This is a genomic window from Spirosoma sp. KCTC 42546 (assembly GCF_006965485.1).
Taxonomy (GTDB): Bacteria; Bacteroidota; Bacteroidia; order Cytophagales; family Spirosomataceae; genus Spirosoma.
In genome coordinates this window covers 4,197,262-4,222,815 of the sequence record NZ_CP041360.1, presented here as the reverse complement: position 1 = coordinate 4,222,815, position 25,554 = coordinate 4,197,262, and the positions used below count along the sequence as shown (strand labels likewise).

24 protein-coding genes are annotated in these 25,554 nt (G+C 48.9%); 16 read left to right on the top strand and 8 right to left on the bottom strand.

Annotated elements, in window-relative coordinates; translation table 11 throughout:
• Positions 1 to 419 precede the first annotated feature (419 nt).
• The 8 genes from EXU85_RS17250 to EXU85_RS17215 all read left to right on the top strand — a co-directional run bounded on the left by EXU85_RS17250 (position 420) and on the right by EXU85_RS17215 (position 10,453).
• Positions 420 to 1,679 (top strand): efflux RND transporter periplasmic adaptor subunit, encoded by a 1,260-nt coding sequence (locus EXU85_RS17250; protein WP_142773274.1) that lies wholly within the window; start codon positions 420 to 422, stop codon positions 1,677 to 1,679.
• 11 nt (positions 1,680 to 1,690) lie between these two features.
• Positions 1,691 to 3,160, top strand: coding sequence for a TolC family protein (locus EXU85_RS17245; protein ID WP_142773273.1), 1,470 nt, complete (start codon positions 1,691 to 1,693; stop codon positions 3,158 to 3,160).
• Between the two features lie 114 nt (positions 3,161 to 3,274).
• Positions 3,275 to 3,937 carry an ABC transporter ATP-binding protein gene (locus tag EXU85_RS17240; RefSeq protein ID WP_142773272.1) on the top strand — a complete coding sequence of 221 codons (663 nt, stop codon included), beginning with the start codon at positions 3,275 to 3,277 and terminating at the stop codon, positions 3,935 to 3,937.
• A gap of 130 nt (positions 3,938 to 4,067) precedes the next feature.
• Positions 4,068 to 5,315, top strand: a complete 1,248-nt coding sequence (locus EXU85_RS17235) for an ABC transporter permease (RefSeq protein ID WP_142773271.1) — start codon at positions 4,068 to 4,070, stop codon at positions 5,313 to 5,315.
• Positions 5,316 to 5,401: 86 nt separating this feature from the next.
• Positions 5,402 to 6,556 (top strand): ABC transporter permease, encoded by a 1,155-nt coding sequence (locus EXU85_RS17230; RefSeq protein WP_142773270.1) that lies wholly within the window; start codon positions 5,402 to 5,404, stop codon positions 6,554 to 6,556.
• A 116-nt stretch (positions 6,557 to 6,672) separates the two neighbouring features.
• Positions 6,673 to 8,046, top strand: a complete 1,374-nt coding sequence (locus EXU85_RS17225; protein ID WP_142773269.1) for a sigma-54 dependent transcriptional regulator — start codon at positions 6,673 to 6,675, stop codon at positions 8,044 to 8,046.
• A gap of 99 nt (positions 8,047 to 8,145) precedes the next feature.
• Positions 8,146 to 9,426, top strand: coding sequence for a PAS domain-containing sensor histidine kinase (locus EXU85_RS17220; protein ID WP_142773268.1), 1,281 nt, complete (start codon positions 8,146 to 8,148; stop codon positions 9,424 to 9,426).
• Positions 9,427 to 9,640: 214 nt separating this feature from the next.
• Positions 9,641 to 10,453, top strand: a complete 813-nt coding sequence (locus tag EXU85_RS17215) for a DUF3050 domain-containing protein (RefSeq protein WP_142776745.1) — start codon at positions 9,641 to 9,643, stop codon at positions 10,451 to 10,453.
• Between the two features lie 279 nt (positions 10,454 to 10,732).
• Here EXU85_RS17215 and EXU85_RS17210 read toward each other — a convergent pair whose 3' ends face one another.
• The gene (locus tag EXU85_RS17210) at positions 10,733 to 12,247 is read right to left on the bottom strand and encodes a DUF4832 domain-containing protein (protein WP_142773267.1); all 1,515 of its coding nucleotides are present in this window, start codon (positions 12,245 to 12,247) and stop codon (positions 10,733 to 10,735) included.
• Between the two features lie 83 nt (positions 12,248 to 12,330).
• On the opposite strand from EXU85_RS17210, the gene EXU85_RS17205 reads away from it, so the two are divergent.
• Together EXU85_RS17205 and EXU85_RS17200 are read left to right on the top strand one after the other, a co-directional pair.
• Positions 12,331 to 13,404 carry a dipeptidase gene (locus tag EXU85_RS17205; RefSeq protein WP_142773266.1) on the top strand — a complete coding sequence of 358 codons (1,074 nt, stop codon included), beginning with the start codon at positions 12,331 to 12,333 and terminating at the stop codon, positions 13,402 to 13,404.
• A 93-nt stretch (positions 13,405 to 13,497) separates the two neighbouring features.
• Positions 13,498 to 14,040, top strand: a complete 543-nt coding sequence (locus EXU85_RS17200; RefSeq protein WP_142773265.1) for a DNA-3-methyladenine glycosylase I — start codon at positions 13,498 to 13,500, stop codon at positions 14,038 to 14,040.
• Positions 14,041 to 14,455: 415 nt separating this feature from the next.
• Here EXU85_RS17200 and EXU85_RS36185 read toward each other — a convergent pair whose 3' ends face one another.
• From EXU85_RS36185 to EXU85_RS17185, 4 genes are read right to left on the bottom strand one after another with little or no spacing between them, the layout of a single operon-like run.
• A complete protein-coding gene (locus EXU85_RS36185; RefSeq protein WP_371732030.1) occupies positions 14,456 to 14,740 on the bottom strand; it encodes a hypothetical protein in 285 nt (94 codons plus the stop codon).
• Positions 14,682 to 15,551: a transposase gene (locus EXU85_RS17195; RefSeq protein ID WP_371732029.1), complete on the bottom strand. Its 870-nt coding sequence runs from the start codon at positions 15,549 to 15,551 to the stop codon at positions 14,682 to 14,684. Before EXU85_RS17195 ends, EXU85_RS36185 begins: the two co-directional genes overlap by 59 nt.
• 24 nt (positions 15,552 to 15,575) lie before the next feature.
• Entirely contained in the window at positions 15,576 to 17,018 is a 1,443-nt protein-coding gene (locus EXU85_RS17190; protein WP_142773264.1) for a glycosyltransferase family 39 protein, read from the bottom strand.
• Positions 17,015 to 17,620 carry a hypothetical protein gene (locus EXU85_RS17185; protein WP_142773263.1) on the bottom strand — a complete coding sequence of 202 codons (606 nt, stop codon included), beginning with the start codon at positions 17,618 to 17,620 and terminating at the stop codon, positions 17,015 to 17,017. Before EXU85_RS17185 ends, EXU85_RS17190 begins: the two co-directional genes overlap by 4 nt.
• A 170-nt stretch (positions 17,621 to 17,790) precedes the next feature.
• Between EXU85_RS17185 and EXU85_RS17180 the strand changes: the two genes are divergently transcribed.
• The 5 genes from EXU85_RS17180 (at position 17,791) to EXU85_RS17160 (ending at position 21,804) form a co-directional block, all read left to right on the top strand.
• Positions 17,791 to 18,312 carry a molybdopterin-dependent oxidoreductase gene (locus tag EXU85_RS17180; RefSeq protein ID WP_142773262.1) on the top strand — a complete coding sequence of 174 codons (522 nt, stop codon included), beginning with the start codon at positions 17,791 to 17,793 and terminating at the stop codon, positions 18,310 to 18,312.
• Position 18,313: 1 nt separating this feature from the next.
• Positions 18,314 to 19,051: a molybdate ABC transporter substrate-binding protein gene (modA, locus tag EXU85_RS17175; RefSeq protein WP_142773261.1), complete on the top strand. Its 738-nt coding sequence runs from the start codon at positions 18,314 to 18,316 to the stop codon at positions 19,049 to 19,051.
• 103 nt (positions 19,052 to 19,154) lie between these two features.
• Positions 19,155 to 19,820, top strand: coding sequence for a molybdate ABC transporter permease subunit (gene modB, locus EXU85_RS17170; protein ID WP_142773260.1), 666 nt, complete (start codon positions 19,155 to 19,157; stop codon positions 19,818 to 19,820).
• Positions 19,817 to 20,641, top strand: coding sequence for a sulfate/molybdate ABC transporter ATP-binding protein (locus EXU85_RS17165; protein WP_142773259.1), 825 nt, complete (start codon positions 19,817 to 19,819; stop codon positions 20,639 to 20,641). Before modB ends, EXU85_RS17165 begins: the two co-directional genes overlap by 4 nt.
• A gap of 110 nt (positions 20,642 to 20,751) precedes the next feature.
• A complete protein-coding gene (locus EXU85_RS17160) occupies positions 20,752 to 21,804 on the top strand; it encodes a spore photoproduct lyase family protein (RefSeq protein WP_142773258.1) in 1,053 nt (350 codons plus the stop codon).
• A 33-nt stretch (positions 21,805 to 21,837) separates the two neighbouring features.
• Here the strand turns inward: EXU85_RS17160 and EXU85_RS17155 are convergent, their stop codons facing one another.
• The 3 genes from EXU85_RS17155 to EXU85_RS17145 form a co-directional block, all read right to left on the bottom strand.
• The gene (locus EXU85_RS17155; RefSeq protein WP_142773257.1) at positions 21,838 to 22,272 is read right to left on the bottom strand and encodes a DoxX family protein; all 435 of its coding nucleotides are present in this window, start codon (positions 22,270 to 22,272) and stop codon (positions 21,838 to 21,840) included.
• A gap of 173 nt (positions 22,273 to 22,445) precedes the next feature.
• Positions 22,446 to 22,826, bottom strand: a complete 381-nt coding sequence (locus tag EXU85_RS17150; RefSeq protein WP_142773256.1) for a DUF779 domain-containing protein — start codon at positions 22,824 to 22,826, stop codon at positions 22,446 to 22,448.
• 127 nt (positions 22,827 to 22,953) lie between these two features.
• The gene (locus EXU85_RS17145; RefSeq protein WP_142773255.1) at positions 22,954 to 24,468 is read right to left on the bottom strand and encodes an aldehyde dehydrogenase family protein; all 1,515 of its coding nucleotides are present in this window, start codon (positions 24,466 to 24,468) and stop codon (positions 22,954 to 22,956) included.
• A 117-nt stretch (positions 24,469 to 24,585) separates the two neighbouring features.
• On the opposite strand from EXU85_RS17145, the gene EXU85_RS17140 reads away from it, so the two are divergent.
• The gene (locus EXU85_RS17140) at positions 24,586 to 25,521 is read left to right on the top strand and encodes an AraC family transcriptional regulator (protein ID WP_142773254.1); all 936 of its coding nucleotides are present in this window, start codon (positions 24,586 to 24,588) and stop codon (positions 25,519 to 25,521) included.
• Positions 25,522 to 25,554: the final 33 nt, after the last annotated feature.

Sequence of the window (25,554 nt, the reverse complement as noted above, 5' to 3'; positions counted from 1 at the left end):
TGGGGTAAAAAGGTACGAAAAGCTTTTGGAACTGCCTTTTGTAGGGGAGAAGATTTATGGTGATTGTGATGCCAGGTGCTTACACCTGACACACCGTTCTCGCTTGGCTTCGCCGAGTGAGGACTATCGTTTCAAGGGCCTCTGGCCCGTTTTTGACATAATTCACCGGCCAGAGGCCGTCAAAAAATAATCCTCACTCGGCGAAGCCAAGCGAGAACGTCGGGAATGAGGGATCTCAAGCGTCAGGAAACTTGAGATCCCTCATTCTTCGGGATGACAAAAACACGCGTGCGAAATCGCAATAAAATGTGCGAAATCGCACATTTTATTTAAGCTAATCTCTGCCAACTAATTGACTTCTAGTAGATTGCCTCCTGGCACGTTGTTTGGCTCTCTATCTGTGTCATACAACACAGAAAATGGATAAAGAACTTGCCCCAGAGATCGCCAACCGTGGCCGCAATCGGAACCTGCTTATTGGGGTGACGGCTGTTGTTGTGTTGGCACTGGTCATTCTCTGGACACGGAATGCGCTCAAAACGTCTGTCGAGGCCGATCGAATTCGTCTGGCCACTGCCGAAATTGGGCCGGTCGAAAACTCCCTGAATGCCACGGGTGAAGTCATTCCCGCTTACGAGCAGATCTATACCAGTCCCATTCGGGCCAGTATCCGTCGGATATTACTGACACCGGGTACGTCGGTAAAAGCGGGTCAGCCTATTATGGATCTCGATAAGTCGCTCACCGAAATTGAATTGGAAAAACTCAATGACCAGCTGGCGCTGAAACGGAACGGCATCGATCAGTTGCGCATGAAGTTGAATAAAAGCCTGTACGATGCCGAAGTGAATGATCAGATAAAGCTGCTCAACATCAATCGGCTACGGGCTGATCTGGAAGGGACCAAACGATTGCAGAAAGTAGGCGGGAGCACAGGCGAAGATGTGACCCGCGCCGAAAATGCCCTTCGTGTGGCCGAACTGGAAAAAAAGCAGTTAGAGAACGACCTCACTTACAATCGACAGTCGATGAGCGCCAGCCTGCGCGAAACGACCTTACAGGCGCAGATTGAAGAAAAGAACCTGAAAGAACTGACTCACAAACTAAAACAGGCCAATATTATTGCCGACCGGCCGGGTGTGCTGACCTGGGTAAATGAGAACATCGGCTCAGCCGTCAACGAAGGCGAAATGCTGGCCAAACTGGCCGATCTGGCGAGTTTTCGGGTTGAAGGGTCGTGTTCTGATGTGTATGCCGATCAGGTTAAAGTAGGGCTAATGGTTACGGTTAAAGTAAATGAAACCAATCTGCGGGGGCTCATTACGCAGGTGAAACCCGCCGTGAAAAATGGGATTGTGCAGTTTGTGATTCAACTGGATAACAGCCACCACGCGTCCCTTCGTCCGAATATGAAAGTGGAAGTGTTCGTCATCACTGATCGAGTGGCAAAGGCCGTACGGGTAGCTAACGGTCCCGCCTTCAAAGGCAAGCGAACCCAGTACGTATATGTGTTACCGAAAGGGAGTCAGGTAGCGCACCGTAGGGAGATCGCGTTAGGTCTATCCAACTTTGATTTCGTAGAAATAAAGTCGGGGATTCAGCCGGGAGAACAAATCATCCTGACCGATCTGAGCCAGTACGAGCATCTGGAAGAAATCACCATTGAGCCGAAACACTAACCCAGACCGCTATGAACCGCTTTTACTTAGTCATACTGGGTTTACTTGGGATCGTTGGGCAAACATCGGCACAAGTCACGACCCTGAACGAGGTTTTGCAACTGGCGCAGGCACAGTCGGTGTCGGCGAAACGGGCTAACACGCAACAGCGTACGAACATCTGGGCTTATCGCTCGTTTCTGGCTCAGTTTAAACCGCAGCTCAGTTTGGATGGGTCCTTGCCTAATTTCACCCGCTCGTATGTGCAGGTGACGCAGCCCGATGGGAACATTCGGTTTGAGCCCGTATCGTATAATAACTCGATCCTGAATTTGTCGCTGAGTCAAACGATTGCCCCAACGGGCGGGACGATTTTTGTTCAGAAACAGCTCCAGCGGTTCGATAATTTCATTCAGAATAGCACGCTTTATAATGGCATTCCGTTTGGCATTGGCCTGTCGCAGCCGCTGTTCCAGTTCAACCAGATGCGCTGGGATAAGAAAATCCAGCCACTGTTATTTGCCGAGGGAAATCAGCAACTGATCGAATCGCTCGAACAGGTTTCACTAACGGCCACCAACCTGTATTTTGATCTGCTGGTGTCGCAAGTGAATCTGCAAATTGCCGAAACCAACCGTGTCAATAATGATACCCTTTATCACATTGCGCTCCACAAACTAGACCTTGGCAAAATTTCGCAGAACGATTTGTTACAATTGCAACTGAGCGTACTCAATGCCGAGAAAGACCTGGCATCGGCGCGGCAAACGGCAGCTGTGGCGTCGCTCAAACTGAAGACGTTTATTGGCTATCGAACGGAAGCAAACGATCGTTCGGTGATTAGCCAAACGCGCCCGCTTGAATTGGCCATTCCCAACCAGATTCCTGATCTGACGGTCGATGTGAATCGGGCGATCAACGAGGCCACGGCCAATCGGGCGGCAGCCATTGCGTTCAAACGTCGGCTGCTGGAGGCTGAACGGGATCTGGAAAAAGCGCGCAAAAACAATGGTCTGAACGCGACATTAACGGCAGGATACGGTTTGTCGAATCAAGGCCCCAGTCTCATTGACGTGTACGTTCGTCCGCAGAACCGGGAATATGTCTCGCTTCAATTTACGCTACCCATTATGACCTGGGGCCGCGCGCAGGCCATTGTCGAAACGGCAAAGGCAAACCGGGAACTGGCGCAGCAAACCGTCGAGCAGGATAAACTCACTTTCGAACAGGAGATTTTTACGCAGGTGACGCTATTACAAATGCTTCGCCAGCAAGTGACGCTCACTGCCAAAGCCGACCAGATTGGCCAGAGCCGCTACCAGATTGCGCAGGATCGCTTTAAATTAAGCGACCTCAGTGTGACCGACTTAGGCATTGCCACGCAGGAAAAAGACCGCGCCCGTCGCGATGCCATCCTGGCCCTGCGCGATTACTGGCAAGCCTACTACACCCTTCGCTTATTAACCTTATACGATTTTGACACAAACCAGAAACTAAAATGAAGGAGAAAAGGGAGGAGGGGGTGGAAAGGGAGAAGGAATAAAAAAATTATTCATTCACTTATCCGCTTAACCCTTCCTCCCTCTCTTCCCTTTTCTCCTTCCTCCTTTAAAACTATGATCTCTCTCCAAAACATCGAAAAAGTCTACCGGACCAGCACCATCGAAACGCTGGCGCTGAACAACATCAACCTGGACATCAGGAAAGGCGAGTTCGTCTCGATTATGGGGCCGTCGGGTTGCGGCAAGAGTACCCTGCTCAACGTCATGGGCCTGCTCGATGAACCCTCGAAGGGCACGGTTCAACTGGATGGGCAGCCGGTCACGAAGTACACCGACAAGGAACTGGCCCGACTGCGTAACCAGAAGATCGGCTTCATTTTTCAGAGCTTCCACCTCATCAACGACCTGTCAGTGCTCGATAATGTCGAGATTCCGTTGCTGTATCGTTCGACCAACGGTAAGCCACGTCAGGAGTACGCCAAAGAGGCCCTTTCTAAAGTAGGCTTGAGTAACCGCATGAAGCACTTTCCGAAGCAGTTATCGGGTGGACAGAAACAGCGGGTTGCCATTGCCCGTGCCATCGTTGGGAACCCCCATATCATACTTGCCGATGAACCAACTGGCAACCTCGACAGTGCGATGGGCAACGAAATCATGAACATTCTCCAGCAACTCAACGACGACGGCGCCACCATCGTGATGGTTACCCACGACGAGCAAATGGCCAAACGCACGCATAGACTCATTCGACTGTTCGACGGAACGCAGGTTTTATAAATTGTCATTTATGGTCATTGTAGTCATTTAGTTGTCATTCGTTGTCATGTTCTACCAGCAAATAATGACTTTCAACTGACCATCAAATGACTATTAATGGCCATCAAATGACAACTAATGACTACAAATTATGCTACTGAACTACATAAAAATCGCCTGGAAGGTGTTGCTGCGGCATCCCTTTTACACCTTCATTACCCTTTTCGGCATCAGCCTGACACTGACCGTGATGATGGTGCTGACCTCCTTTCTCGATCACCTGATTGGGAGCCATTACCCTGAAAATAAGCGGGATCGGATGCTTTATATCATGCAAATGCGGCTGCAGGATTCGAGTCGGACGTCGAATAGCTCGGGGCCCATGAGTTTTAAGTTTTTGACAGACTACGCCAAGTCGCTGAAAACGCCTGAACGAGTAACGATCACCACCTTTATCAATAGCTCCAATGCCTATGTGGGGTCACAGAAAATTAAACTCAATACCAAATTCACCGATGCCGATTTCTGGCAGGTAACCGACTTTGACTTTCTGGAAGGCAAGCCGTACAATGAACAGAATATGGCCAATGGCGAAAACGTGGCGGTCATTACCGATGATTTCAAGAAGCACTATTTTGACAATGCTGACGAACCCGTTGTTGGTAAGGATGTTGAAATCGAAAACATTCATTATAAGGTAATTGGCGTAGTGAAGGCCAGTCCGGCTACCCGACCGTTTACCTATGCTGATGTTTACTTCCCGTACACGACTCCCAAAAGTAATTACCAGGCCACCGGAATGCGGGGCGGGTATGTGGCGATGATATTGGCGAAAGATAAAACCGACCTACCGGCTATTCAGGAGGAGTTCAAGAGTCATATCGACCGTATCCCATTGCCCGGTATCCAGGATGGATTTAACTATTCGGTACTGGAGGTGAAGGGCGAGTCCTATCTGGATAATTTTATAGGGCCTATCCTGGAGGGGAACTCTGGAATCAAGACTATTTTTTTCGGAGTGATCACGTTTGTTCTATTCATGTTGATGGGCTTACCGGCAATCAACTTAGTCAATATAAATGTCAGCCGAATTATGGAACGAGCCTCTGAAATTGGTATTCGGAAAGCCTTTGGTGCACCCGTAAAAACGCTGGTCTGGCAGTTCATTGTTGAGAATATTTTCATTACTCTTATCGGTGGTACCATTGCACTGGGCCTAACAATGATTGTCATTCACTTGATCAATACCAGCGGCATGATTGCCTACGCCGATCTGACCATCAATCTGAATGTATTCTTAATCAGCCTGATCGTGTGCCTGATTTTCGGACTCCTATCAGGCGTGTTGCCCGCCCTGCGTATGTCGAAACTAACCATTGCCGAAGCGCTCAAATCTTAAAGAGCGAAAGAGTGAATGAGTGAATGAGCGAAAAGGCTGGATCACTTAGGCACTCTTTCGCTCATTCACTCTTTCGCTCTTTAATCATGATCCCTCATCTGTTTAAATTAATCTGGAATAAGAAGAAAGCACACGCTCTCCTGATCGTCGAGATCTGGGCGTCGTTTATGGTGCTTTTTGGACTGGCAACACTGGTTGTTGTGAACGTTGGAAATTACACAGAGCCGTTGGGCTTCCGCTACGAAAACGTCTGGGCCATTGGCCTGAAGGCTAACCAGGATACGACCGAAATCGCGGACAAATTACAGCGGGTACAGCAACGATTGAAGGCGTATCCGGAAGTCGAATCTGTTTCCCGGATGGGTAGCAACTTTCCATTTTCGGCGAATCAAACGAACAATGGTATTGAGTACAAAAAGCGAAAAGTGCTCGCGGACTTTTACACAACCGATGAGAACTTTGCAAAAACGCTTGATATTCCCGTTTCAGAAGGACATTGGTACCGAAATGCCGACAGTGTAGGTAAATACACGCCCGTAATCATCAATCAGAAGGCCAGAGAAGGCTTATTTGGGGATGAAAACCCGCTGGGTAAAATTATTGGTGAGCGATTCCGGGTTGTTGGTGTGATCGATAATTTCAAAGCCAAGGGCGAATTTATGACGAATAAACCGGCTGTGTTTGAGCTAGCAAAGGCCAATGCAACCTGGATCGATACGATGCTGATCAAAGTGAAACCCGGAACGGATGCCACGTTTGAAGCCAAAGTTGTGAAAGACATCGCGTCGATGGTGACTGGCTGGAGTGTCGAAGTGGATTACCTGACCGATTCGCGTAAAAATCAGCATAATCTGGTTTTGGTACCTATTATCATCGCGCTCATTGTAAGCGGATTTTTATTGATCAATGTAGCCCTTGGTTTATTTGGCGTCCTGAACCTAAGTATTGCCAAACGCCGGGGTGAAATTGGCCTTCGTCGGGCATTGGGTGCCACGGGAAACGGAATTTCGACCCAATTCATCGGCGAAATCTGGGTACTGGCTACCTTTGCCATGCTAATTGGCTTGCTGTTTGCCGCCCAATTTCCCTTGCTGAACGTATTTGACTTACAGGCAAGCATTTATGTAATCGCCATTCTGATTGCGGTCGCTATCATTTACGGCATTGTCACGCTCTGCGCCCTTTTCCCCAGCCGACAAGCCGCCATGATTCAACCCGCCGTGGCGTTGCATGAGGAATAAGATTAATGGATAATGAATAATGTAAAATGGATAATGTAAAATGAATGACGAAAATGAATAATAGACTGTAGCCCGCCAATATTCATTGTTCATTATCCATTATTCATTAAAAAAACATGCTCCTCATCATCGACGACGATATTGCTATTCAAACGTCACTTTCCCTGTTGTTCAGGAAAGAAGGATTTACTGTGCGCGTTGCCGATGGGCCGTTTGAGGCTTTTGAGGTTCTGGACGAGGAAGTGCCTGAGTTGATTTTGCTCGATATGAATTTCTCGGTCGATACTTCCGGCGATGATGGGCTGCGTTTATTACGTCGAATTCGGGAACGACTGCCTAACATACCAGTCATTCTGATTACCGGATGGGGGAGTATCGATCTGGCGGTGGAAGGCATGAAAGCCGGAGCAAAGGATTTTATTACGAAACCCTGGCAAAATGATCACCTCGTTCAGGCGGTTCAAACAGCGCTGAATCTGGCGCAACCCGCATCGACATCGCCCAATCGTCGGAAACTCGATCAGCAGTTTCGGTTCGATAACATTGTGGGCGAAGACCCCAATTTGCTGGATATCCTGACAACCATCGGGCGCGTATCGCCAACCGATGCGCCCGTATTGATAACGGGCGAAAGTGGTACGGGCAAGGAACTCATTGCCGAAGCCATTCACCAGAACAGTCGCCGGAAACGCCAGCCGTTTGTGAAAGTGAATCTGGGTGGTATTTCATCGACACTCTTCGAAAGTGAACTGTTCGGGCATGTGCGGGGTGCCTTTACCGATGCCAAAACCGATCGCGTAGGTCGTTTCGAACTGGCCAATAAAGGGTCTATTTTCCTGGACGAAATTGGGGATCTTGATCCCGCCAGTCAGGTTAAATTACTACGCGTGTTGCAGGATCGGACGTTCGAACCGTTAGGCAGTAGCAAATCTAAAACGGTTGATGTGCGGGTAATTTGTGCGACTAACCGTAATCTCGAAGAGATGGTCAGCAGAGGGCAGTTTCGGGAAGATTTATTTTACCGGATCAACCTCATTACCGTTCGATTGCCTGCCTTGCGGGAGCGCCCTGGAGATATTCCATTGCTGGTCAACTACTTCGTAACCAACCTGAAAACCATTTATAATCGCCCGGACTTGCGCGTAGGCCCGGTGGCGCAGAAGTGGCTGAAAAACCTCGCGTTGCCGGGCAATATCCGACAGTTGAAAAACGTGGTTGAGCGAACCGTTCTCCTGTCCTCGAACGATGAATTGCAAACCGAAGACTTCGAGCGAAACCTCACATCAAACGTAACCACCCCGCTCCATGCCCCGAGCTCCCTGCCAGATGTAGGCACCATGACCCTGGAGGAGATGGAATACCAAATGATTCAGCGTGCTATGGCGTTCCATCATAATCGGGTAGCGAAAGTAGCGCGAGCGTTAGGCATCACCCGTTTTGCACTCTACCGCCGATTAGAGAAATTTGGCATCCCGTATACTGAGGAGTAGTTTTTTTTAACGCAAAGGGCGCAAAGGTAAGCGCAAAGAGCGCTAAGATTTACATCGCGTTCTTTGCGCTTACCTTTGCGCCCTTTGCGTTTAAGTTATATGCACGTTAGTTTTCGCACCCGCTATTTGCTGTACATTATTGCTATTCATCTGGCAATGACGGGGCTGCTGTTTTTGGTGTTACAGGAAAATAAGCTGCTGTTCATTGCCAGTGAAATCGGACTTTTGCTGTCTGTGTATGCGGCTATCAGTATTTACAGGCGGTTCCAGCAGCCGTCAGAATTCATTGCCTCGGGGATTGAAGCCATTCGGGATAAGGACTTTACGGTCAAGTTCGTGCCGACGGGTAATCAGGAGGTCGATGAATTGATCACCGTCTATAATCTGATGATCGACCAACTTCGGCAGGAGCGGACCCGGCAGGTAGAACAGCAGTTTTTTCTGGAAAAACTCATCGAAGCCGCCCCCATTGCGATTCTGATTTTTGATTTCGACGGGAATGTCGCGTCCGTTAATCCACGAGCCAGTCAACTGCTATCGGTGCGCCCCGACGACGTAGTTGGGAAACAACTAGCGGAACTTGGGTTTTCGCTATTGGCCCAAATTGCTGATCTGGCCGATGGTGAATCGCGGATTATGAAACCCAATGGGCTTGAAACCTACAAAGTCCTGCGGTCGAATTTCATGGATCGCGGTTTCCGACGCTCGTTTCTGATCATTGAGGAACTCACCTCCGAGATTCTGGCGAGTGAGAAGAAAGCCTACAGCAAAGTAATCCGGATGATGGCGCACGAAGTGAACAATTCCATCGGAGCTGTTAATTCAATTCTCGATGTGACGCAGTCCTACGTAGCTGATCCCGATGTGCAACACGCCGTTCGGGTAGCCATCGAACGCAACGACCGACTGAACCGCTTCATGCGCCGGTTTGCTGATGTCGTGCGTTTACCGCAACCCCAGAAGCGGGCTATGGATATCGGTGAAATTGCCCGAAGCGTTGTCCGGTTAATGCAGCCACAGGCCGAGTTGCGGGGTGTTAGTCTTCAATTCATCGGAAAAGAAGCTAACGTTCAGGTGGTTGATGTGGAGCAACTGGAGCAGGTGCTGGTCAATATTGTAAAAAATGCCCTCGAAGCCTGCGAAACGGGCCACCGTGTCGAGGTGATCAGCACGGCACGCCAGCTGGTTATTCGTGATAATGGGGAGCCTATCCTCAATGATATTGAAGCCAATCTGTTCAATCCATTCTACAGCACCAAGCCCGAAGGCCAGGGTATCGGCCTGACACTCACCCGCGAAATTCTCCTGAATCACCAGTTTTCGTTCTCCCTTAAAACCAACGAAGACGGCTGGACCGAATTTTTAATTGGGTTTTCGTGATGGCGCAAGGCCGGGCCACGTTGGCTCCAGCCTTGTGTCTACTATTCCCCGGCCTCTGGCCGGTAACAAAGATACGTTTGATAATCCGGCCAGAGGCCGGAAAATAATAGACACAAGGCTGGAGCCAGCGTGGCCCGGCCTTGCGCCATCGTATGCCATCTTTTATCAGGTTTCAGTCGTATATACAACCCAAAACAGTGAATTATTTCCAATGATGAATGCACGAATTGAACAAATTCAACAATCAATTGAGCCGTTGCGGCAGGAGATTATAAACCACAAGGTGTATGACGCCATTCAAAGTGTGGACGATGTCCGAGTGTTCATGCAGTATCACGTATTTGCCGTCTGGGATTTTATGTCGCTACTCAAGGCCCTGCAACTTAATCTCACTTGTACATCGGTTCCCTGGTTTCCGAAGGGCTCGGCGGAAACTCGCTATTTAATCAATGAAATCGTTGCCGGCGAAGAATCGGATGTCGATATGGACGGCACCCGTAAAAGCCACTTTGAACTGTATCTGGATGCTATGCAACAGTGCGGTGCTGATACAGTACCAATAGAAACATTTGTCGCGATCCTGAAAGAAACGGGTGATTTCGATCAGGCGTTTACAGCCTCAGCAACCCCGCAGGCCGCCAACGATTTTGTAAATTTTACCTTTGCTATTATTTCGGGTAATCGGGAGCACCAGCAATCGGCGGTGTTTACGTTCGGGCGCGAAGACCTGATTCCCGGCATGTTTATTTCGATCATCAACGACCTGCACAGGAAATTCCCGGATAGCCTGTCCATCTTCAAATACTACCTCGAACGCCACATTGAAGTCGACGGTGATCACCATAGCCAACTAGCGCTACAAATGACGGCCAATCTATGCGGAGAGAATGAACAATACTGGCTGGAAGCCGAACAGTCTGTTCGTCAGGCTTTGCAAAAACGCATTGACCTCTGGGACTGTGTGTATGAGGAGTTAATGGAAAAGCGAAAGGATCATCAAGAGACAGAGATGGCTCGTTTGGTTTAGCCCCAGAGAAGAGCGGAACCCAAAGAGTAGATTGCCGCTATGCTTACCTTCGAGGTAGGTGTAGCGGTTTTTTTGTGATATTAGGCCTACCATGTCATGCAATGAAAGATAAAGTCAATCAATTGAAAACCGTGTCGCTTAACACAATGATCGATAGGCATATCGGCAAAGCAGAAACATAACGACGTGATGCTTTTGACCATGAATTGAAAATTGAATTAATAAGAAAGCCCTGTACGTTGGCTTTTCAAAAAGCCCATTGCTCAACAAGCCCTACAATCAGCGGACCGTAAGCACATGGTTCAGTTTGTTAAATCCCGTTTGGGCTTCCCAGAGCCCGTCATTGGCCAAGCGAATGCTGTAAGCCGGGTTAGTCGCCAGAGAGGCATAGCTATCGGGCAAATTTAAAAGCAACTCATATTGCCCCGCTTTTAGATCTTCAGGAAGTTTGACCGACTGACGGAGCTGATGCGAGCCGGGCAGCAACCGTCGAACATCCGTTTTTAAGGGAAGCGTATGGACTACCCCCGTTTTCGTATGTCGCAGAATGAGTTGAAGCGGCCTTGGGTTGTAGGGAGAAGCATACCCCACATTATCAACAGTGAACGCAACGGTTATAGACTGCCCCGCCTTTCCGGATTCAGCGAGTGTGGCCTTCCGAAGCACAAACCGGTAGCCCAGTCGGCGACGAATGTTGTCCATGCAGCCATTGGCCTGCCAGTCGTTGTTCACGTCGTTATTATAGCTGGCGTTCAGGTAACTATAGTGCATCAGGGCCATTTCCTGCTCAGCACGGCCGAGGGGCGCGCAGTCGTTTTGGGGGCTGAAGGCATCATCGCAGGTTTCGCCCCCAACGGCGGTATAGTGGCTATCCTGGGCCATATACCGGCGGAGCACCTCCGTAGCGGGCCCGCGCTTGGTCGACGAATTGCCCACGTCATAAAATGTCCCATAATCGTCGGGGCTGGCCAGAAAGCAATCGTTGTGAAAGCCAATCCGGGCGGTGGGAGAAGCGCCAAAGCCAGCAGTAGCAGGCATAGCTGCCGACGTAATGGGTGCTTTGGGGCCATAAACAAATCGTTGCTTAATCTGGGGGGTACGCACCTGCACCATGCGGTCGGTGGGAAGTGCCTGTAGGAGAGCCGCCAGTACCTGGTTGCGATCCTGCCAGCTACTATCAGGCACAACGCTCAGCCCATTGGTAGATGCATCGCCGAAATAATCGGTAAAGTAATTTTCGCCCCAAATGCCAATGAAACCCATCTGGAAAACAGCAATCACATCGGCATTTTCATGGAGTAAAGGGCTTAGCTGCCGAATGTGGTTCAACACAATAGCTTTGGGGGCATCGCCATAGGGCGGACATATTTTGTATTGATCGGGACAATCGCCGTTGGTGGCTTTATCGGTATAGGCGAATCGAAGAATGAGTTTGACGCCGGAAGTACGGGCAATGGCAAAATCGGCCCGCACGTTTTCCAGAAAATCCGCACTGAGCGGACTGTCTTTAAACGTTTCCAGCCGGTAACTCCGATACACCAGCGAGCAGTAGATTGAATAAGTAGCCTTGGAGACACGTTGCGGCTGGGTTCGGTAGGTCGTTAGCGCAGCGGCATCAAGCGGTACAAACCGGGCCGACGACGTAGAAATCGGAATGTAAAAACCTCGTTCTGGATTTAAAAAATCGTCCTGACTCTCTCGGTACGTTAGATTGCGGTCCTGTGCCTGTACGCTCGTCGGCATCGCTAAACCGCAGCAGGCCACCAGCGCAAGCAAATAGTTAGGATAATTCATACCTGCAAATTAACGGTTACGGGTTAACCAAAGAAATCCTATCTTACAATTGCGAATACAACCTCTTTATAGAAAACCTTCCTATGCAAACACGAAAGCAGTTTTTGAAAAATATATGCACAATAGCCGCGGGCGCATCTTTGCTGCCGGTAGATGAGCTGGCAGCCTACGCGAGGCCCGCCCCCAAAAAGTCCATCTATTTTGATTTTCATTGCCATCCCGGCTGGTCGATGACCGAGCGTAACTTTGCCAATAACGGGGAGACCGTGCAAACGATCAGCGACATGAAGGAAGGCCATCTAACCAGTGGGTTTCTTGCGCTGGTAGCCGATGCGCCCCTGATAAAACCAGGCCCAAAAGGAATCATCATTACTCGTAAATTCTCGCCCGGCGATGGCTGGACAGAGTATAAACGCCAGCTTCAGCGGATAAAAGAGGTGTTTGCGCAAGTGGGCATGCCGTTTTCAACCGATCTGAATGACCTGAGTACCAAAAGCCGCGGCCCCATTGGGTACTTGGCTGTGGAAGGGGGTGATTTTTTAGATGATCAGCTAAGCCGGATCGAAGAAGCCTATCAGGACGGGGTTCGCTCCATTCAATTGGTACACTACGCACAAAATGGCCTTGGGGATCTTCAAACGGCCGAAACGACGTTCAATGGATTGTCATCGTTTGGTAAAGATGTCGTCAAAAAGATGAATGAACTGGGTATGGTGATCGATGTGGCCCACGCGTCGTTTCAAACGGCTAAAGATGTGGCCAACCTGACGAAATCCCCGATCATCTTATCGCACAGCATCCTGCAAATGGAGGCCGATCGCCCAATTGCCCTCCGGGCTATTTCAAAAGAGCATGCAAAATTTGTCGCTGACACGGGTGGCGTTATTGGAGCATGGCCTTCGGGATTCAATAAAAGCTTCGATGAATATGTCGATAACATTAAACGACTGATCGATGTGGTGGGCATTGATCACGTCGGGATTGGCACCGATATGAGCGCTAACTTTCAACCGGTGTTAACGAACTATACTCAATATCCGCAGGTAGCGGAAGCCTTGAAAGCAAAAGGACTTACCAGCCAGGAGGTAGATAAAATTATGGGCGAAAACGCCAGAGTTGTTCTGGGCAAGATCGCTAAATCCAGCACAAAGAAGTGATAGTGGGTTAGCGCTTGTACGTATGGTTATATCTCCCTGTTGTGAGATAAGATGCGACTAATGCCGTATTTTTGGGGTTTAAACACAACCTCAATGTCCTACTGCCGCGCCATCGATTCCATGCCCGAAGAACGGAAAGCCTTACACAAAGCCTATCACGATTATCTGTATGGCTTTCCCATCCACGATGATAATGAGTTGTTTTGCCGATTAGTCTTGGAAATAAATCAGGCTGGCCTGAGCTGGGAAACCATTCTGAGAAAAGAAGCTACTTTCCGAAAGGCGTATGACAATTTCGACTTAAAAACAGTGGCGGCCTATACGGATACAGATCGCGAGAGGCTGATGGCCGATCCCGGTATCATTCGCAATCGGCTAAAAATTAATGCAGCCATCGAAAATGCGAAAACCATCCTACAACTCCAGGCGGAACATGGCTCGTTTGACGCATGGCTGGAACTTCATCATCCAAAAACAAAACTAGAGTGGGTGAAGCTGTTCAAGAAAACGTTTCGCTTCACAGGCGGAGAGATCGTGAATGAGTTTTTGATGAGTATTGGATTTCTGCCCGGCGCCCATTCCGCCGATTGTAGCGTATATGCTAACGTTTTGGAAGCCAGGCCGCTCTGGTTATAAGGTAACAAGGGTAAATCTTTTTCGGCAGGATTTACAGGATAGGTCAGGATTATGAAGAAGGACCTGTTTAGGGTTATCCTTTCCCAACTTGTTTTACCCCTAAATCCCCTAAAGGGGACTTTATTCAAGTGCGAGCAAAGTCCCCCTTTAGGGCAGGGCCGTTAAGTTCTAGCGTTTTTACCCCCCAGCCCCCTGAAGGGGGAGTACTCCGAAGTGGATTTTCTCCCCCTTCAGGGGGTTGGGGGTAAAAATGAGCTAACAAAAGAGGCTGGTTAAGTAAAGAAAATTCAGAACTTAACGGCCCTGCCCTTTCAGGGGATTTAGGGGAAAGTAAGTTCAATGATTAACCTAATCACACGATCAAACACAGATACTGCCTTATCCTGTGAATCCTGTCGAAAATAAGTTACTGATGTTACGCATATAGAGCAAGTAGTGTAGAGGCTTGTTTGTAGTCCTGCCACTGCTGCCATGACTGTTTTAAGGCATTCTGAGTCAACTTTGCTTTCAAGGCAAAATGATTCAGCCGACTCAAGACTTTGAGTGCTTCCAACTTGACAAAAGCGACCATTGATAGGAACAGGTGATTGCTCTGAGTGCGTACCCGATGAGCCGGGGAGTTGGCATAGCCCGTGTTTGACTTAATCGACTTGTAGAACTCCGCTCCGGCGGCCCGGTTCGATCCGCCACCGCAGTCCATACGTGCTTTGTATCTGAGCAGCATCGGTCGTGAGGTCATTGGTCAGCAGATAGAGTGTCCCCCGTGAGCCGTCTTTGTTATCAAAAACGAGTCTGGTCAGCAACAAGGCGGTTTCTACGCCTGCCAGCCAGACACGGTGTTGTGTTGTCTCCTCCCAGCCTAACTCACTCATCGACCGATGCCGCCCCTGCTGATTATCGGCTTCACAAAGGGCTACTTGTCGATTGGTTTTTAGCGCAAAAATAAACTGCTTTTGTTTGTCAATCAGATAGTTGATGTTTTCCACGGAACCATACCAACTGTCGGCCAAGACGTACTTAAACGGGAATTGATTGGCGATTGCCTGCCGAATTAAGTCCCGAAAAAGTTGTTGCTTGGTCTGCTCACTGACCCGTTTAGGCCCTTTCTTGGCTTGAATGGTTTTAGTCTTTCTCACTAAATGAAAGCCAACAGGCAAGCTTGTATCCTGACTGTGATAGAGCGCCGTGAGTTGATTAATGCCTTTGACCGAACGGCCTTGAGTATGGTCAAAGTGGTAGCTGATCAACTGATTGGTTTGGCTGTAGGGTTTTTCTTCGACGGTATCATCCAGTAGTAAGAGTCCATCCGGGTGGGCCATTTGTTGTACAAAGGGCTTAACAACTTGCCAGAGTTGAGCCGACCCATAATCAGCCCCGCTTAGGCTACGAGTTAACCGGTCATGGCTGAGCTGCTGTTCTAAAAGAGCGGCTAATCGGGTGGCAGTGGCCTGTCCCTGATTGACCACCAGATAGTCCGAGTATAAATCTTGTTCCAGCGTCAGCCCTTTCATAGTGGCAAAAATGGTATATTCTGCTCAGATTGTGACAAAGGCACAATCACTGCGTAACTTCAGTAAGTTATTGCTGGCTGGGTGCTTCCCTTCCCACCGATATAGCCAATCCGACAGCCAGCGGAACAGGCTTGTGATGCCCAGGTAGTAATACATCAGGAAAAGCAGTTTGAAAAAGCCCCGCCGGAAGGTAAACGGAATATTGGCGCCGTCAATATGCTGAATGAGAAGCCCAAAGATGATGTATATGCCTGCTATCCAGAGGAGAATGGAAAGACCTCGTTTGTCTCGAAAAACAAAAACGTTAATAGCCGTTAGTACTAAGAAGATCGGTACAGCATAGCCCCAGTAAATCTCATCGAACACCACTTGCTCATTCATAGTGGCGTATACACTCGCGAGTTGACCAACGTAGCTGTCTGTAAAACCATGAACTTTCCCCAGACTGGCATTTGGTGGGAGGGGGATATACCCTCGTAAGAAACCATAATTCCAGAAGACAACTGGTACCAGGCAGGCTATCGATACAGCGGTGGCCCGTAGAAAACCACTTTTTTTCGGAATACCTGGAGAATGTAGCCAGACCAGTAACGAGCCAATTGGCACGAAGAAAATGGTTTCGGTACGTGTCCAGCAGGCAAAGGCCAGCATGAGTGCACTCGCGACCAGGGTTATTGGCTGACCTGATGCCAGATAGCGTTGTACCAGTATCACCCCCGTTGCAAAGAAGGCCGCATTGGCCCAGTCGGTCTGCACCAGGAACGTATAGGCAAACAGTTCGGGTGAGCAGGCGAGGATCGTGACGAGAAGTCCGGCCAGAAGTGGATGGATGCGTTCGCGTAACTCGGCATATAAAAATACACCAAAGGCGATGACCACTACTGTTAGCCACACTTTCCCAAACGGAAAAGGTCCTGAATCATCGGCCGCTAGCAGATAGATAACCTGCTGCATTGTACTAAAAGGTGCATAGAACGGTTGGTTACTGAAAACCGATGCAGTAGGCAGATGCTCTGTAAACACCGACGAAACCAGCGTTTGCTCTCGAACGGCAAACGTTGCTACCAGATCAGGACCCACGATCGTATCGAATGGGAGGTTCGGAAACCAGGCGCATTTCCAGGCACTGATAACTAGTAAATACGCCCAGAAGGCCAGAAAGGGAAGTTCAAACAGACGGAATGATATTCGTTTCCAGCTAAACAACAGGCGCAGGTAGTTCCCTTGCCCGCGTAACAGGAGTAGCGATGAACCAGCCAGTATACCTAGCCCAATAAACATCGGCGTTGGCGAAATTGGCAGATGGCTAAGCTGTATGCCTATGGGGATTACTGTACTCAGACCAAGCCCGGTCAACATAGAGAGTCCCAGCAAACTAAATCCAGTCGATACCGTTCGAAGCCGGGTAATCAGGCCGAAACCTAGCAGAAATTGGGCGCTGATGACCAAAATAAGGGATATCGTCATGGCTTGGTCGTCTTAACGTAGGCCTTGGCTTGCTGTGGCGTATAAGCAAAAAAGTGCGGGTCATACTTCCTGAATTCGGCAAGAATCTGAGCGCGATTGTTGTCGGTAAGTCTCAGTAAGGCTACTTGATTTTTCTGTACCCAAAACGTAAATGTAGCGCGGCCTATCATTGAATCAGGACTGACCATGTCAACTAAATGAACTGACTTGCCAAGATGGTAATACAATACACTTGGATACACCCAGGCGTATCCGGTGGCTGCCCCCTGCCGATAAGCCTTCCGAATGAGGTAGCGTTGCGGTGGAATCAGGAAATAATCGGATGGTTTACAGTATTTCCGAATAAGGTTCGTGTACGTGAAAGCTGCACCATAACCTTCCTGTTTGCGGGTTTGGATGTCAGTCCGTATCCCCAAATCCCGTCGCTGATCATAAAATCGTTGAATAGTTGTGATTAACCAATCGCGGTTGTTGGGTAAATTGAGAAAGAGTAGTAAAAATAAGCAGCTTACAATCAGATAGATAAGCTGCATTGTCCAGAAGCGCTTACCATCTGTTGAAAACAGCGACCTAAGCTGGAAAGTAGCTGAAGACCTACGCATGGTTCAAATTGTCTGGTTATGGTCGGTTGGTGCTAGCTGCTGGCACAACTTGTGCCCCAAAATCTGTACCACTTTTATCAATTACTGGTTTGTTCTGGTGAGTTTGAAACAAAACTATCGTTATGTTTGTGTGTATATAACGATAACTGATGCTAAGACTGGTAAACCATATGAGCCGAAAGAGTGCGAGAACACGAACCGGTAAGCACGCGGTCCTAGGCCTGTTGTTCATACTAACGGGTTTCCTTGGGACGAATAGGGCAGAGGCCCAGATAGTGCTGACTATTTCGGGAGAGGTAACTAAACCACTCACCTTACAAGCGGCTGATTTGAAAGCCATGACTCATACCGAGGTAATCGGTAATGATCGGGATGGAAAGGAACACAAGTACTCGGGCGTACCACTCTCGGAACTACTCAAACAGGCAGGAGCAACCTTAGGCAGTGCACTACGGGGCGAAAACCTGACAAAGTATGTCGTGGTGAAAGCGATAGATAATTATGAAGTCATATTCGCACTCGCTGAGATTGACCCGGACTTTACAACACGGGTAATCTTACTGGCCGACTCTGTAGACGGAGTATCACTGGCTCAGGGTGTAGGGCCATACCGGGTGGTAGTTCCTGGAGAGAAAAAGCCTGCCCGCTGGATTCGGGAAGTGAAATCAATTGAGGTGCGATTTGCTAACTGATATGAAAAAACTACTCATATTTCTTCTCGTATACTCCATAACAGGGTTTGCTCATTGTCAGCCTCTGCGCGTAGCGGTGGCGGCTAACGCGCAATTTGTGATGGAGCAATTGAAGGTCGCATTCCAGAAAAAGACGGGTATTGAAGTTGAGTCAATTGTGAACTCTTCGGGAAAGCTAACGACGCAAATTCAACAGGGGGCCCCCTATGATGTATTTCTATCAGCCGATGTCGACTATCCGCAAACCTTGCACAAAGCTGGACTTACGGTGGATGCACCGCTAGTGTATGCCTATGGCTCACTGGTTCTCTGGACACGAAGCGATCTACCCTTAACGGCTGATTTAACGATATTGTCAGACCCGGCTGTTCGCCATATAGCCATTGCTAACCCGGCAACGGCTCCGTATGGCGAAGCAGCAGTTTCGTTCCTGAAATCCAAAAAGTTGCTGGAAGTGGTACAGCCTAAAATTGTGTACGGCGAAAGCATTGCCCAGGTCAATCAATACATACTGACGGGCGCAGCAGAGGTAGGGTTTACGGCTAAATCGGTCGTGCTCGATCCCAGCCTGACAAAGCGCGGACATTGGCTCGATTTGCCAACAACGGGTTATTCTCCTATTGCGCAGGGCGTAGTTGTTTTGAAACGAACCAGCTTACCTAAAGAAGCCCGGCAATTCATGGCATTTTTGCGTAGTCCGGCAGCCCGCCGTATTTTGCAGCAGTTTGGGTATCATTGAAGGGAGGAAGGAGGAGAGGGAAGAAAGGGAGGATGTAAATTCTCGGTTTACCCTCTCGTCCCTCTCTTCCTTCCTCCCTTTTCTCCCTTTATCCTTTTTTTCTATGCCCATCGACTGGGAACCCATCTGGCTAACCTTACGCTTAGCCGGTATCACTACGTTTATTCTGCTCCTGATTGGCGTACCACTGGCGGGTTGGCTAGCCCTTAGCCGATTCCGACTTAAACCCGTCATTGAAGCACTAATCAGCCTGCCGTTGGTTCTACCCCCTTCAGTGGTTGGTTTTTACCTGCTGTTAGCCTTTAGCCCAACCAGTGGGTTAGGGGGCTGGTTGTTGAAAACGATTAATCTACAACTCGTCTTCTCGTTCGAAGGCTTAGTCGTAGCTTCACTGCTGTATAGTTTACCGTTTATGGTTCATCCCATTCAGGCTGGATTAGAAAACCTGCCCATTTCCTGGCGTGAGGCATCCTATACATTGGGACAATCGCGAAGCAGAACCCTGTGGCGGGTATTATTGCCCAACTGTAAACCCGCCTTGCTCACCGGAATCGTGTTGACATTTGCGCACACCATCGGCGAATTTGGTCTGGTATTAATGATTGGAGGTAACCTGCCAGGCCAAACACGGGTGGCGTCTATCGCTATTTACGATGAAGTCGAGCTACTTCATTTCGATACGGCTCATACCTATGCGGCTCTGTTGCTGGGCCTTTCATTTGCTATTCTCTTACTGGTTTATGGCATCAATAAACGCGTAACGGTATGATCAAACTGGACATAACCATGCCGCGTCTGTTTGCCGAAGGAGCCAGTGAACTTCAAGTGCAACTAGACTTGGAAACGGGTAGTTTAACCGCACTGGTTGGGCCTTCTGGCTCTGGAAAAACAACCCTTCTTCGGTTACTGGCTGGGCTGGAAACTCCTGGCACGGGCCATATTGAGGTTAATGAAACGATATGGCTGGATAAAAGCCAGGGTATTAACCGCACTCCCCAGCAACGGTCCATTGGCTATGTATTTCAGGACACAGGCCTGTTTCCGAATATGACGGTTCGGGAAAATATTCAATATGCGGCTCCCGCTGGTCGGGAAGCTTTAGTAGATGAACTGATTGAGGCCACGGGCCTGGAACCATTCGTGAATCAGAAGCCTGTTCGTTTGTCGGGCGGCCAGCGTCAGCGGGTAGCCCTGGCTCGTGCGCTGGTTCGTCGGCCACAACTGTTGTTACTGGATGAACCGTTTGCCGCTCTTGATGAAGTAGCTAGTCAGATGCTCAGACAGATGTTGCGACAACTTCATCAGAACTGGGGCACAACTACGATTTTGGTGAGTCACCACGAGGTTGATGTACAGGCGTTAGCGGATCGGGTTGTTCGGTTGGTGCAGGGACGCATTCAATCCGATGAGCGTATTGTCGACCGTGGTTCAGATAGCTCAATACGGGAACTTATCACACGTATAGACTATGATGAAGCCCGCCAACAATGGGTTATCGAGACAACTACCACGCAAGTTTACTCGTCAAATCCGGTCTGGGCAAACTGGCGGGTAGGTGATTCGATACGGATCGACTCATCGTTGAAGTAAATTGTTTTTTCTAGTATTAATCGTCTGTTTTACAGGTACTTGCTTTGGGGGATTTCTGAACCATTACTGGGTTGTGAACGTTTTCTTTTTACCAACCTCAGCGTTTCTTCATGCCCGATTTCAATCCATCAATTATTTTATATACCGCCGATTCCCTGAACGAACAGGGTGAAGCTGTACTGGCTCAGTTCCCACAGGCAGAGACGCTTGAACTGAAACAGCACAACCGGTTGCCAGAGTTGGGAATGAATCATTTCAAGGTCAAGTCCGACGTGTTGGTACTTGGAAAACTGAAATCTCAGGCTATCAAATGGAGTGGACGTAGTGCCGATTACATTGCGCCGAGTCTGGCAAATGGCTGTTTCGGGGCATGCACCTATTGCTACGTCGATCGGCATAAAAACGTAAACCCGATTACCTTGTTTACCAACATCGACGAAAACCTGACGAGCGTTGATAAACACGTTCAGTTGCTGGCCTGGCCCAAGCCAGCAAACCAGACTGACCCCACTTACTGGACGTATGATATTGGTTGCAACTCAGATATTTCAATCGACTATGATCTAACGGAGGGGATGCAGCAGGTGTTCGCCTTTTACCGGGATCATACGCGTGCAAAAGCCACTTTTGCGACCAAGTTTGTTAATCCAGCACTGCTCAACTTCGATCCAAAACGTAAAATACGGATTCGTTTCAGTCTGATGCCCAGTCATGTCAGTAAGCTAGTCGATGTGCGTACCGATAGTATTGAAAAGCGAATTGCTGCTATCAATGACTTTTACGATGCGGGCTATGAGGTGCACGTAAATTTCTCACCCGTCATTGTCTACAGCGGCCCTGATGGAGACAGAAAAGCGTGGCGAAATGACTATCGTGAGTTGTTTCGTCAACTCGATGCAGCGTTGCGCCCCGAAGTCCGGGCTCAACTCAAATGTGAAGTAATTTTTCTGACCCACAACCAATGGCAGCATCAGGCTAACTTAGCCATCAATCCAAAGGCAGAAGAACTATTGTGGGTACCCGAATTACAGGAGAGTAAAGTAAGCCAGTTTGGTGGCTGGAACATTCGGTATCAGCACCAGTTGAAGCGTAAGATGATTGATGTATTCGAGCAGTTGGTGAAGGAGGAGATTCCCTGGTGTGAGATTCGGTATATTTTTTAACCGTGCGGGCGTTCCGCCCGCACGGTTAAAAAATCAATGACTATGCTGCTTCACATACTCATCCATCGAGAATTTTCCGGATCCGATGACGAGGAACCATAGGAGCAATAACAGGACGATAACCGATAACCAGAGTTCAGAATTCAGGGGCGAAAAGCCCTGACGGATATTTACGAAGAACAGCGCACCAACAAGAATAGGCAGTTGCAGAACGACCATCAACCGGGTCAGGCAGCCAAGCGCAATTAGAAAGCCGCCCATCAGATGAGCAAAAGCAACGTAATGTACCAGCATGACGGGCCAAAGGCTGAAATGCAGACCACCCACTAAGCGTGTGAGGTAGGCTGTATCACTGATAAAGCTAACCCCCTTCAGCACCAGGATAATTCCGAGTACAATACGTAGGGCGTCGGTCCAGGCGGGGTGATGCGTATCCCCCCAGTTTTCAATTCGGTTTAAAACGTTCATACCTGTAAGTGTTTAGAGAATACTAATCGAATATACAGGTATGAACATTACAAAGCAAGCTGATTGTTAACGATTTACAGGATTCACTTTGCAATTTTTAGGTGCCTAATTTAGGCAGAGTGATCGGATTTTGCAGTAACCACGGTAAACCGAATACTGACTACCTTAAACCGTTATACTTCCTCCAGTGGCCCAACATGAACGGGGGCTAATTGAGCAAATTCATCATCGTCAAAGAGCCGGGACCGAATCAGAAATCGAACACCCAGCGGGATTTCAAGCGAGAAACTGGCCCCACGCCCACGGGTTACGTCAACGGTTAAGTGCGTGTGTTTCCAGTATTCAAATTGATCGCTCGACATCCAGAAATCACAGCCGTAAATCTGGCCCAGCAGCACATCCGATGAGCCAATGATAAAATCACCGACAGCATAGCACATAGGCGAGGAGCCATCGCAACAACCCCCACTCTGGTGAAACATAAGTGGTCCGTGATCAGCGCGGAGTTTATCAATAATCTCGGCTGCCGCCGGAGTGAGGTCTATTCTTTCCATAACGAAGAGGGAGAAAAGGGAGGAAGGAGGAGAGGGACGAAAGGGAGGAGGGGGAAGGGACCAAACAAGAGATAGATTTACGTTCTCCCTTACGTCCCTCTCTCCTTCCTCCCTTTTCTCCCCTTTGTCAAAAGAACCCTAATTTGTTTTTGCTGTACGAGATCAGCAGGTTTTTAACCTGGCGATAGTGGTTTAACATCATCAGGTGGTTTTCACGGCCAAAACCCGACTTCTTGTAGCCGCCAAACGGTGCGTGGGCCGGGTAATCGTGGTAGCAGTTTACCCACACGCGACCCGCCTGAATCTGCCGGGGAATGGTGTACAGCTCATGCGCATCGCGAGACCAGAAACCGGCACCCAGCCCATAAAGCGTATCATTGGCAATCGCAACGGCTTCGTCGGCATCTTTAAAGGTTGTTACCGACAGAACGGGCCCGAAAATTTCTTCCTGGAAAATCCGCATCTTGTTGTTTCCCTTGAAAATCGTCGGCTGAATATAGAAACCACCTTCAATGGTGTCGGCGGGACCACCTCCGGTCAGCACTTCGGCTCCTTCCTGTTTGCCGATGTTGATGTACGACAGAATTTTCTCGTACTGGTCGTTGCTGGCCTGCGCACCCATCATGGTTTCAGGATCGAGCGGGTGGCCAAGTTTGATCGCTTTGGTACGGGCAATTACCCGTTCCATAAACTTGTCGTAAATATCTTCGTGAACCAGCAAACGCGATGGACAGGTACAGATTTCACCCTGGTTGAGCGCAAACATTACCGCTCCTTCCACGCACTTATCGAAGAACTCATCGTCATGATCGGCAATGGATTTCATGAAAATGTTCGGCGATTTACCGCCTAGCTCCATGGTAACCGGAATGAGGTTTTCCGATGCATACTGCATGATAAGCCGTCCTGTGGTGGTTTCGCCCGTAAAGGCAACTTTGTTGATGCCTTTGTGCTGGGCTAACGGTTTGCCCGCTTCCGGGCCAAATCCCTGAATAATGTTGACCACACCGGCAGGTACGATGCCTTCCAGCAATTCGAACATAATGGCCAGTGAGGTAGGGGTTTGTTCGGCTGGTTTAATCACCACGCAGCAGCCAGCAGCCAGGGCCGGTGCCAGTTTCCAGGTTGCCATCAGCAGGGGGAAGTTCCAGGGGATAATTTGTCCGACAACACCCACTGGCTCCTTAATAATGAGCGACAACGTATCGGCATTCAGTTCGGTGGCAGTACCTTCTTCAGCCCTGATAACGCCCGCAAAATAACGGAAGTGATCTACGCAAAGGGGTAGATCGGCCGCCATCGTTTCGCGGAGGGCTTTGCCATTCTCTACAGTTTCAACACGAGCCAGAAACTCCAGATTCTGTTCAATTACGTCGGCAATCTGAAGCAACACTTTGCTCCGTTCGGTAGCCGATGTTTTACCCCAGGTTTCAAACGCTTTTTGGGCTGCGGCAACGGCTAAATCGACATCGGCAGCTTTCGAGCGGGGCATTTTGGCAATCAGGCTCCCATCAACCGGCGACTCATTGTCGAAGTACTCTCCTCCAACGGGTGGTACCCATTTGCCGCCGATGTAGTTTTCATATTGAGTCTTAAACATTGGCCGGGGCATAGTCTTGCTCGGTGCTTCTGCAGTTTGCATGTTTAAAAAAGGTTTTATGTGATTTAATTAGCTTCTTCACAAATTTTGCCGAAATTGTACAAGTATTTTTGCGGTATCGTCTCAAATACTTACGAAATCCTCCCATTCTGTGGTCGTATGGAAAAATTAAGGAAAGTGGTTCCTAAGGAAGCGGTAAGTGCCTGGGGAGCCCGCTTGGACACGTTGGTGGAGAATAAGCTGACACTCAGCCACGATGAAGCCGAACTACATCTGTATGAGACATTTCAGCAGGCGAACCTGATTCAGTTGCGTTTCAACGCACCCGTAATGACCAGTATGCTAAGTGGCCGCAAGGTGATGCACCTGCGTGAAATGGACCCTTTCGACTATCAACCGGGCGAATCATTATTGTTACCCTCGGATCGGCTGATGCAGATTGATTTTCCCGACGCCACCACCGATTCTCCTACGCGCTGCCTGGCACTCACCATTTCAGATGAGTTTATCCGTGAAACGATTGATCAGCTGAATGAAGAGATTCCGCGTGTCGAAACCATAGATCAGTGGCAATTGGATACAGATAATTATCTGGTACAGAATGACCCTGAAATCAGTTCACTGACGGATAAACTGATGCGGTTGTTTCGTGAAAACAACTCGTTTCGGCCCTTCTTTATCAAAAACACCCTGCGTGAGCTGATTGTCCGACTTTCACAAACGCAGGTGCGCACGGGTTTACTTTTGCAAACGAGCCAGCATATAAATACGAACCGGCTGGCGTATGTGGTGACCTATATTCGTGAGAATATAACCCGTAGTTTGTCGGTTGAGGAACTTTGTGATAAAGCCTGCCTGTCTAAATCCCATTTTTTCCGACTCTTTAAAAGTGAGCTCGGCGTTTCTCCGGCCCAGTTTATCCTGACCGAACGTATCCGTCGGGCAAAGGCAATTTTGAGCAACCCAGCCAAGACCATTACGGATGCCTGTTATGAATCAGGCTTTAACAGTATCACCCATTTTAGTAGCGCCTTTCGTTCGGTCGAAAACATCTGCCCCCGCCAGTTCAAGCGGCAACTCTTAGGGCTAAATTGATATAGGATGTATGATGTACGATATATGGTGTAT

Coding starts and splice junctions, on each gene's coding strand:
- EXU85_RS36185 (WP_371732030.1), bottom strand. CDS start 14,740: ATGGACTGCGGTGGCGGATCGAACCGGGCCGCCGGAGCGGAGTTCTAC.
- EXU85_RS17240 (WP_142773272.1), top strand. CDS start 3,275: ATGATCTCTCTCCAAAACATCGAAAAAGTCTACCGGACCAGCACCATC.
- EXU85_RS17180 (WP_142773262.1), top strand. CDS start 17,791: ATGAGCCGAAAGAGTGCGAGAACACGAACCGGTAAGCACGCGGTCCTA.
- EXU85_RS17230 (WP_142773270.1), top strand. CDS start 5,402: ATGATCCCTCATCTGTTTAAATTAATCTGGAATAAGAAGAAAGCACAC.
- EXU85_RS17185 (WP_142773263.1), bottom strand. CDS start 17,620: ATGCGTAGGTCTTCAGCTACTTTCCAGCTTAGGTCGCTGTTTTCAACA.
- EXU85_RS17215 (WP_142776745.1), top strand. CDS start 9,641: ATGAATGCACGAATTGAACAAATTCAACAATCAATTGAGCCGTTGCGG.
- EXU85_RS17160 (WP_142773258.1), top strand. CDS start 20,752: ATGCCCGATTTCAATCCATCAATTATTTTATATACCGCCGATTCCCTG.
- EXU85_RS17190 (WP_142773264.1), bottom strand. CDS start 17,018: ATGACGATATCCCTTATTTTGGTCATCAGCGCCCAATTTCTGCTAGGT.
- EXU85_RS17195 (WP_371732029.1), bottom strand. CDS start 15,551: ATGAAAGGGCTGACGCTGGAACAAGATTTATACTCGGACTATCTGGTG.
- EXU85_RS17235 (WP_142773271.1), top strand. CDS start 4,068: ATGCTACTGAACTACATAAAAATCGCCTGGAAGGTGTTGCTGCGGCAT.
- EXU85_RS17205 (WP_142773266.1), top strand. CDS start 12,331: ATGCAAACACGAAAGCAGTTTTTGAAAAATATATGCACAATAGCCGCG.
- modB (WP_142773260.1), top strand. CDS start 19,155: ATGCCCATCGACTGGGAACCCATCTGGCTAACCTTACGCTTAGCCGGT.
- EXU85_RS17145 (WP_142773255.1), bottom strand. CDS start 24,468: ATGCAAACTGCAGAAGCACCGAGCAAGACTATGCCCCGGCCAATGTTT.
- EXU85_RS17210 (WP_142773267.1), bottom strand. CDS start 12,247: ATGAATTATCCTAACTATTTGCTTGCGCTGGTGGCCTGCTGCGGTTTA.
- modA (WP_142773261.1), top strand. CDS start 18,314: ATGAAAAAACTACTCATATTTCTTCTCGTATACTCCATAACAGGGTTT.
- EXU85_RS17245 (WP_142773273.1), top strand. CDS start 1,691: ATGAACCGCTTTTACTTAGTCATACTGGGTTTACTTGGGATCGTTGGG.
- EXU85_RS17200 (WP_142773265.1), top strand. CDS start 13,498: ATGTCCTACTGCCGCGCCATCGATTCCATGCCCGAAGAACGGAAAGCC.
- EXU85_RS17220 (WP_142773268.1), top strand. CDS start 8,146: ATGCACGTTAGTTTTCGCACCCGCTATTTGCTGTACATTATTGCTATT.
- EXU85_RS17225 (WP_142773269.1), top strand. CDS start 6,673: ATGCTCCTCATCATCGACGACGATATTGCTATTCAAACGTCACTTTCC.
- EXU85_RS17250 (WP_142773274.1), top strand. CDS start 420: ATGGATAAAGAACTTGCCCCAGAGATCGCCAACCGTGGCCGCAATCGG.
- EXU85_RS17155 (WP_142773257.1), bottom strand. CDS start 22,272: ATGAACGTTTTAAACCGAATTGAAAACTGGGGGGATACGCATCACCCC.
- EXU85_RS17140 (WP_142773254.1), top strand. CDS start 24,586: ATGGAAAAATTAAGGAAAGTGGTTCCTAAGGAAGCGGTAAGTGCCTGG.
- EXU85_RS17165 (WP_142773259.1), top strand. CDS start 19,817: ATGATCAAACTGGACATAACCATGCCGCGTCTGTTTGCCGAAGGAGCC.
- EXU85_RS17150 (WP_142773256.1), bottom strand. CDS start 22,826: ATGGAAAGAATAGACCTCACTCCGGCGGCAGCCGAGATTATTGATAAA.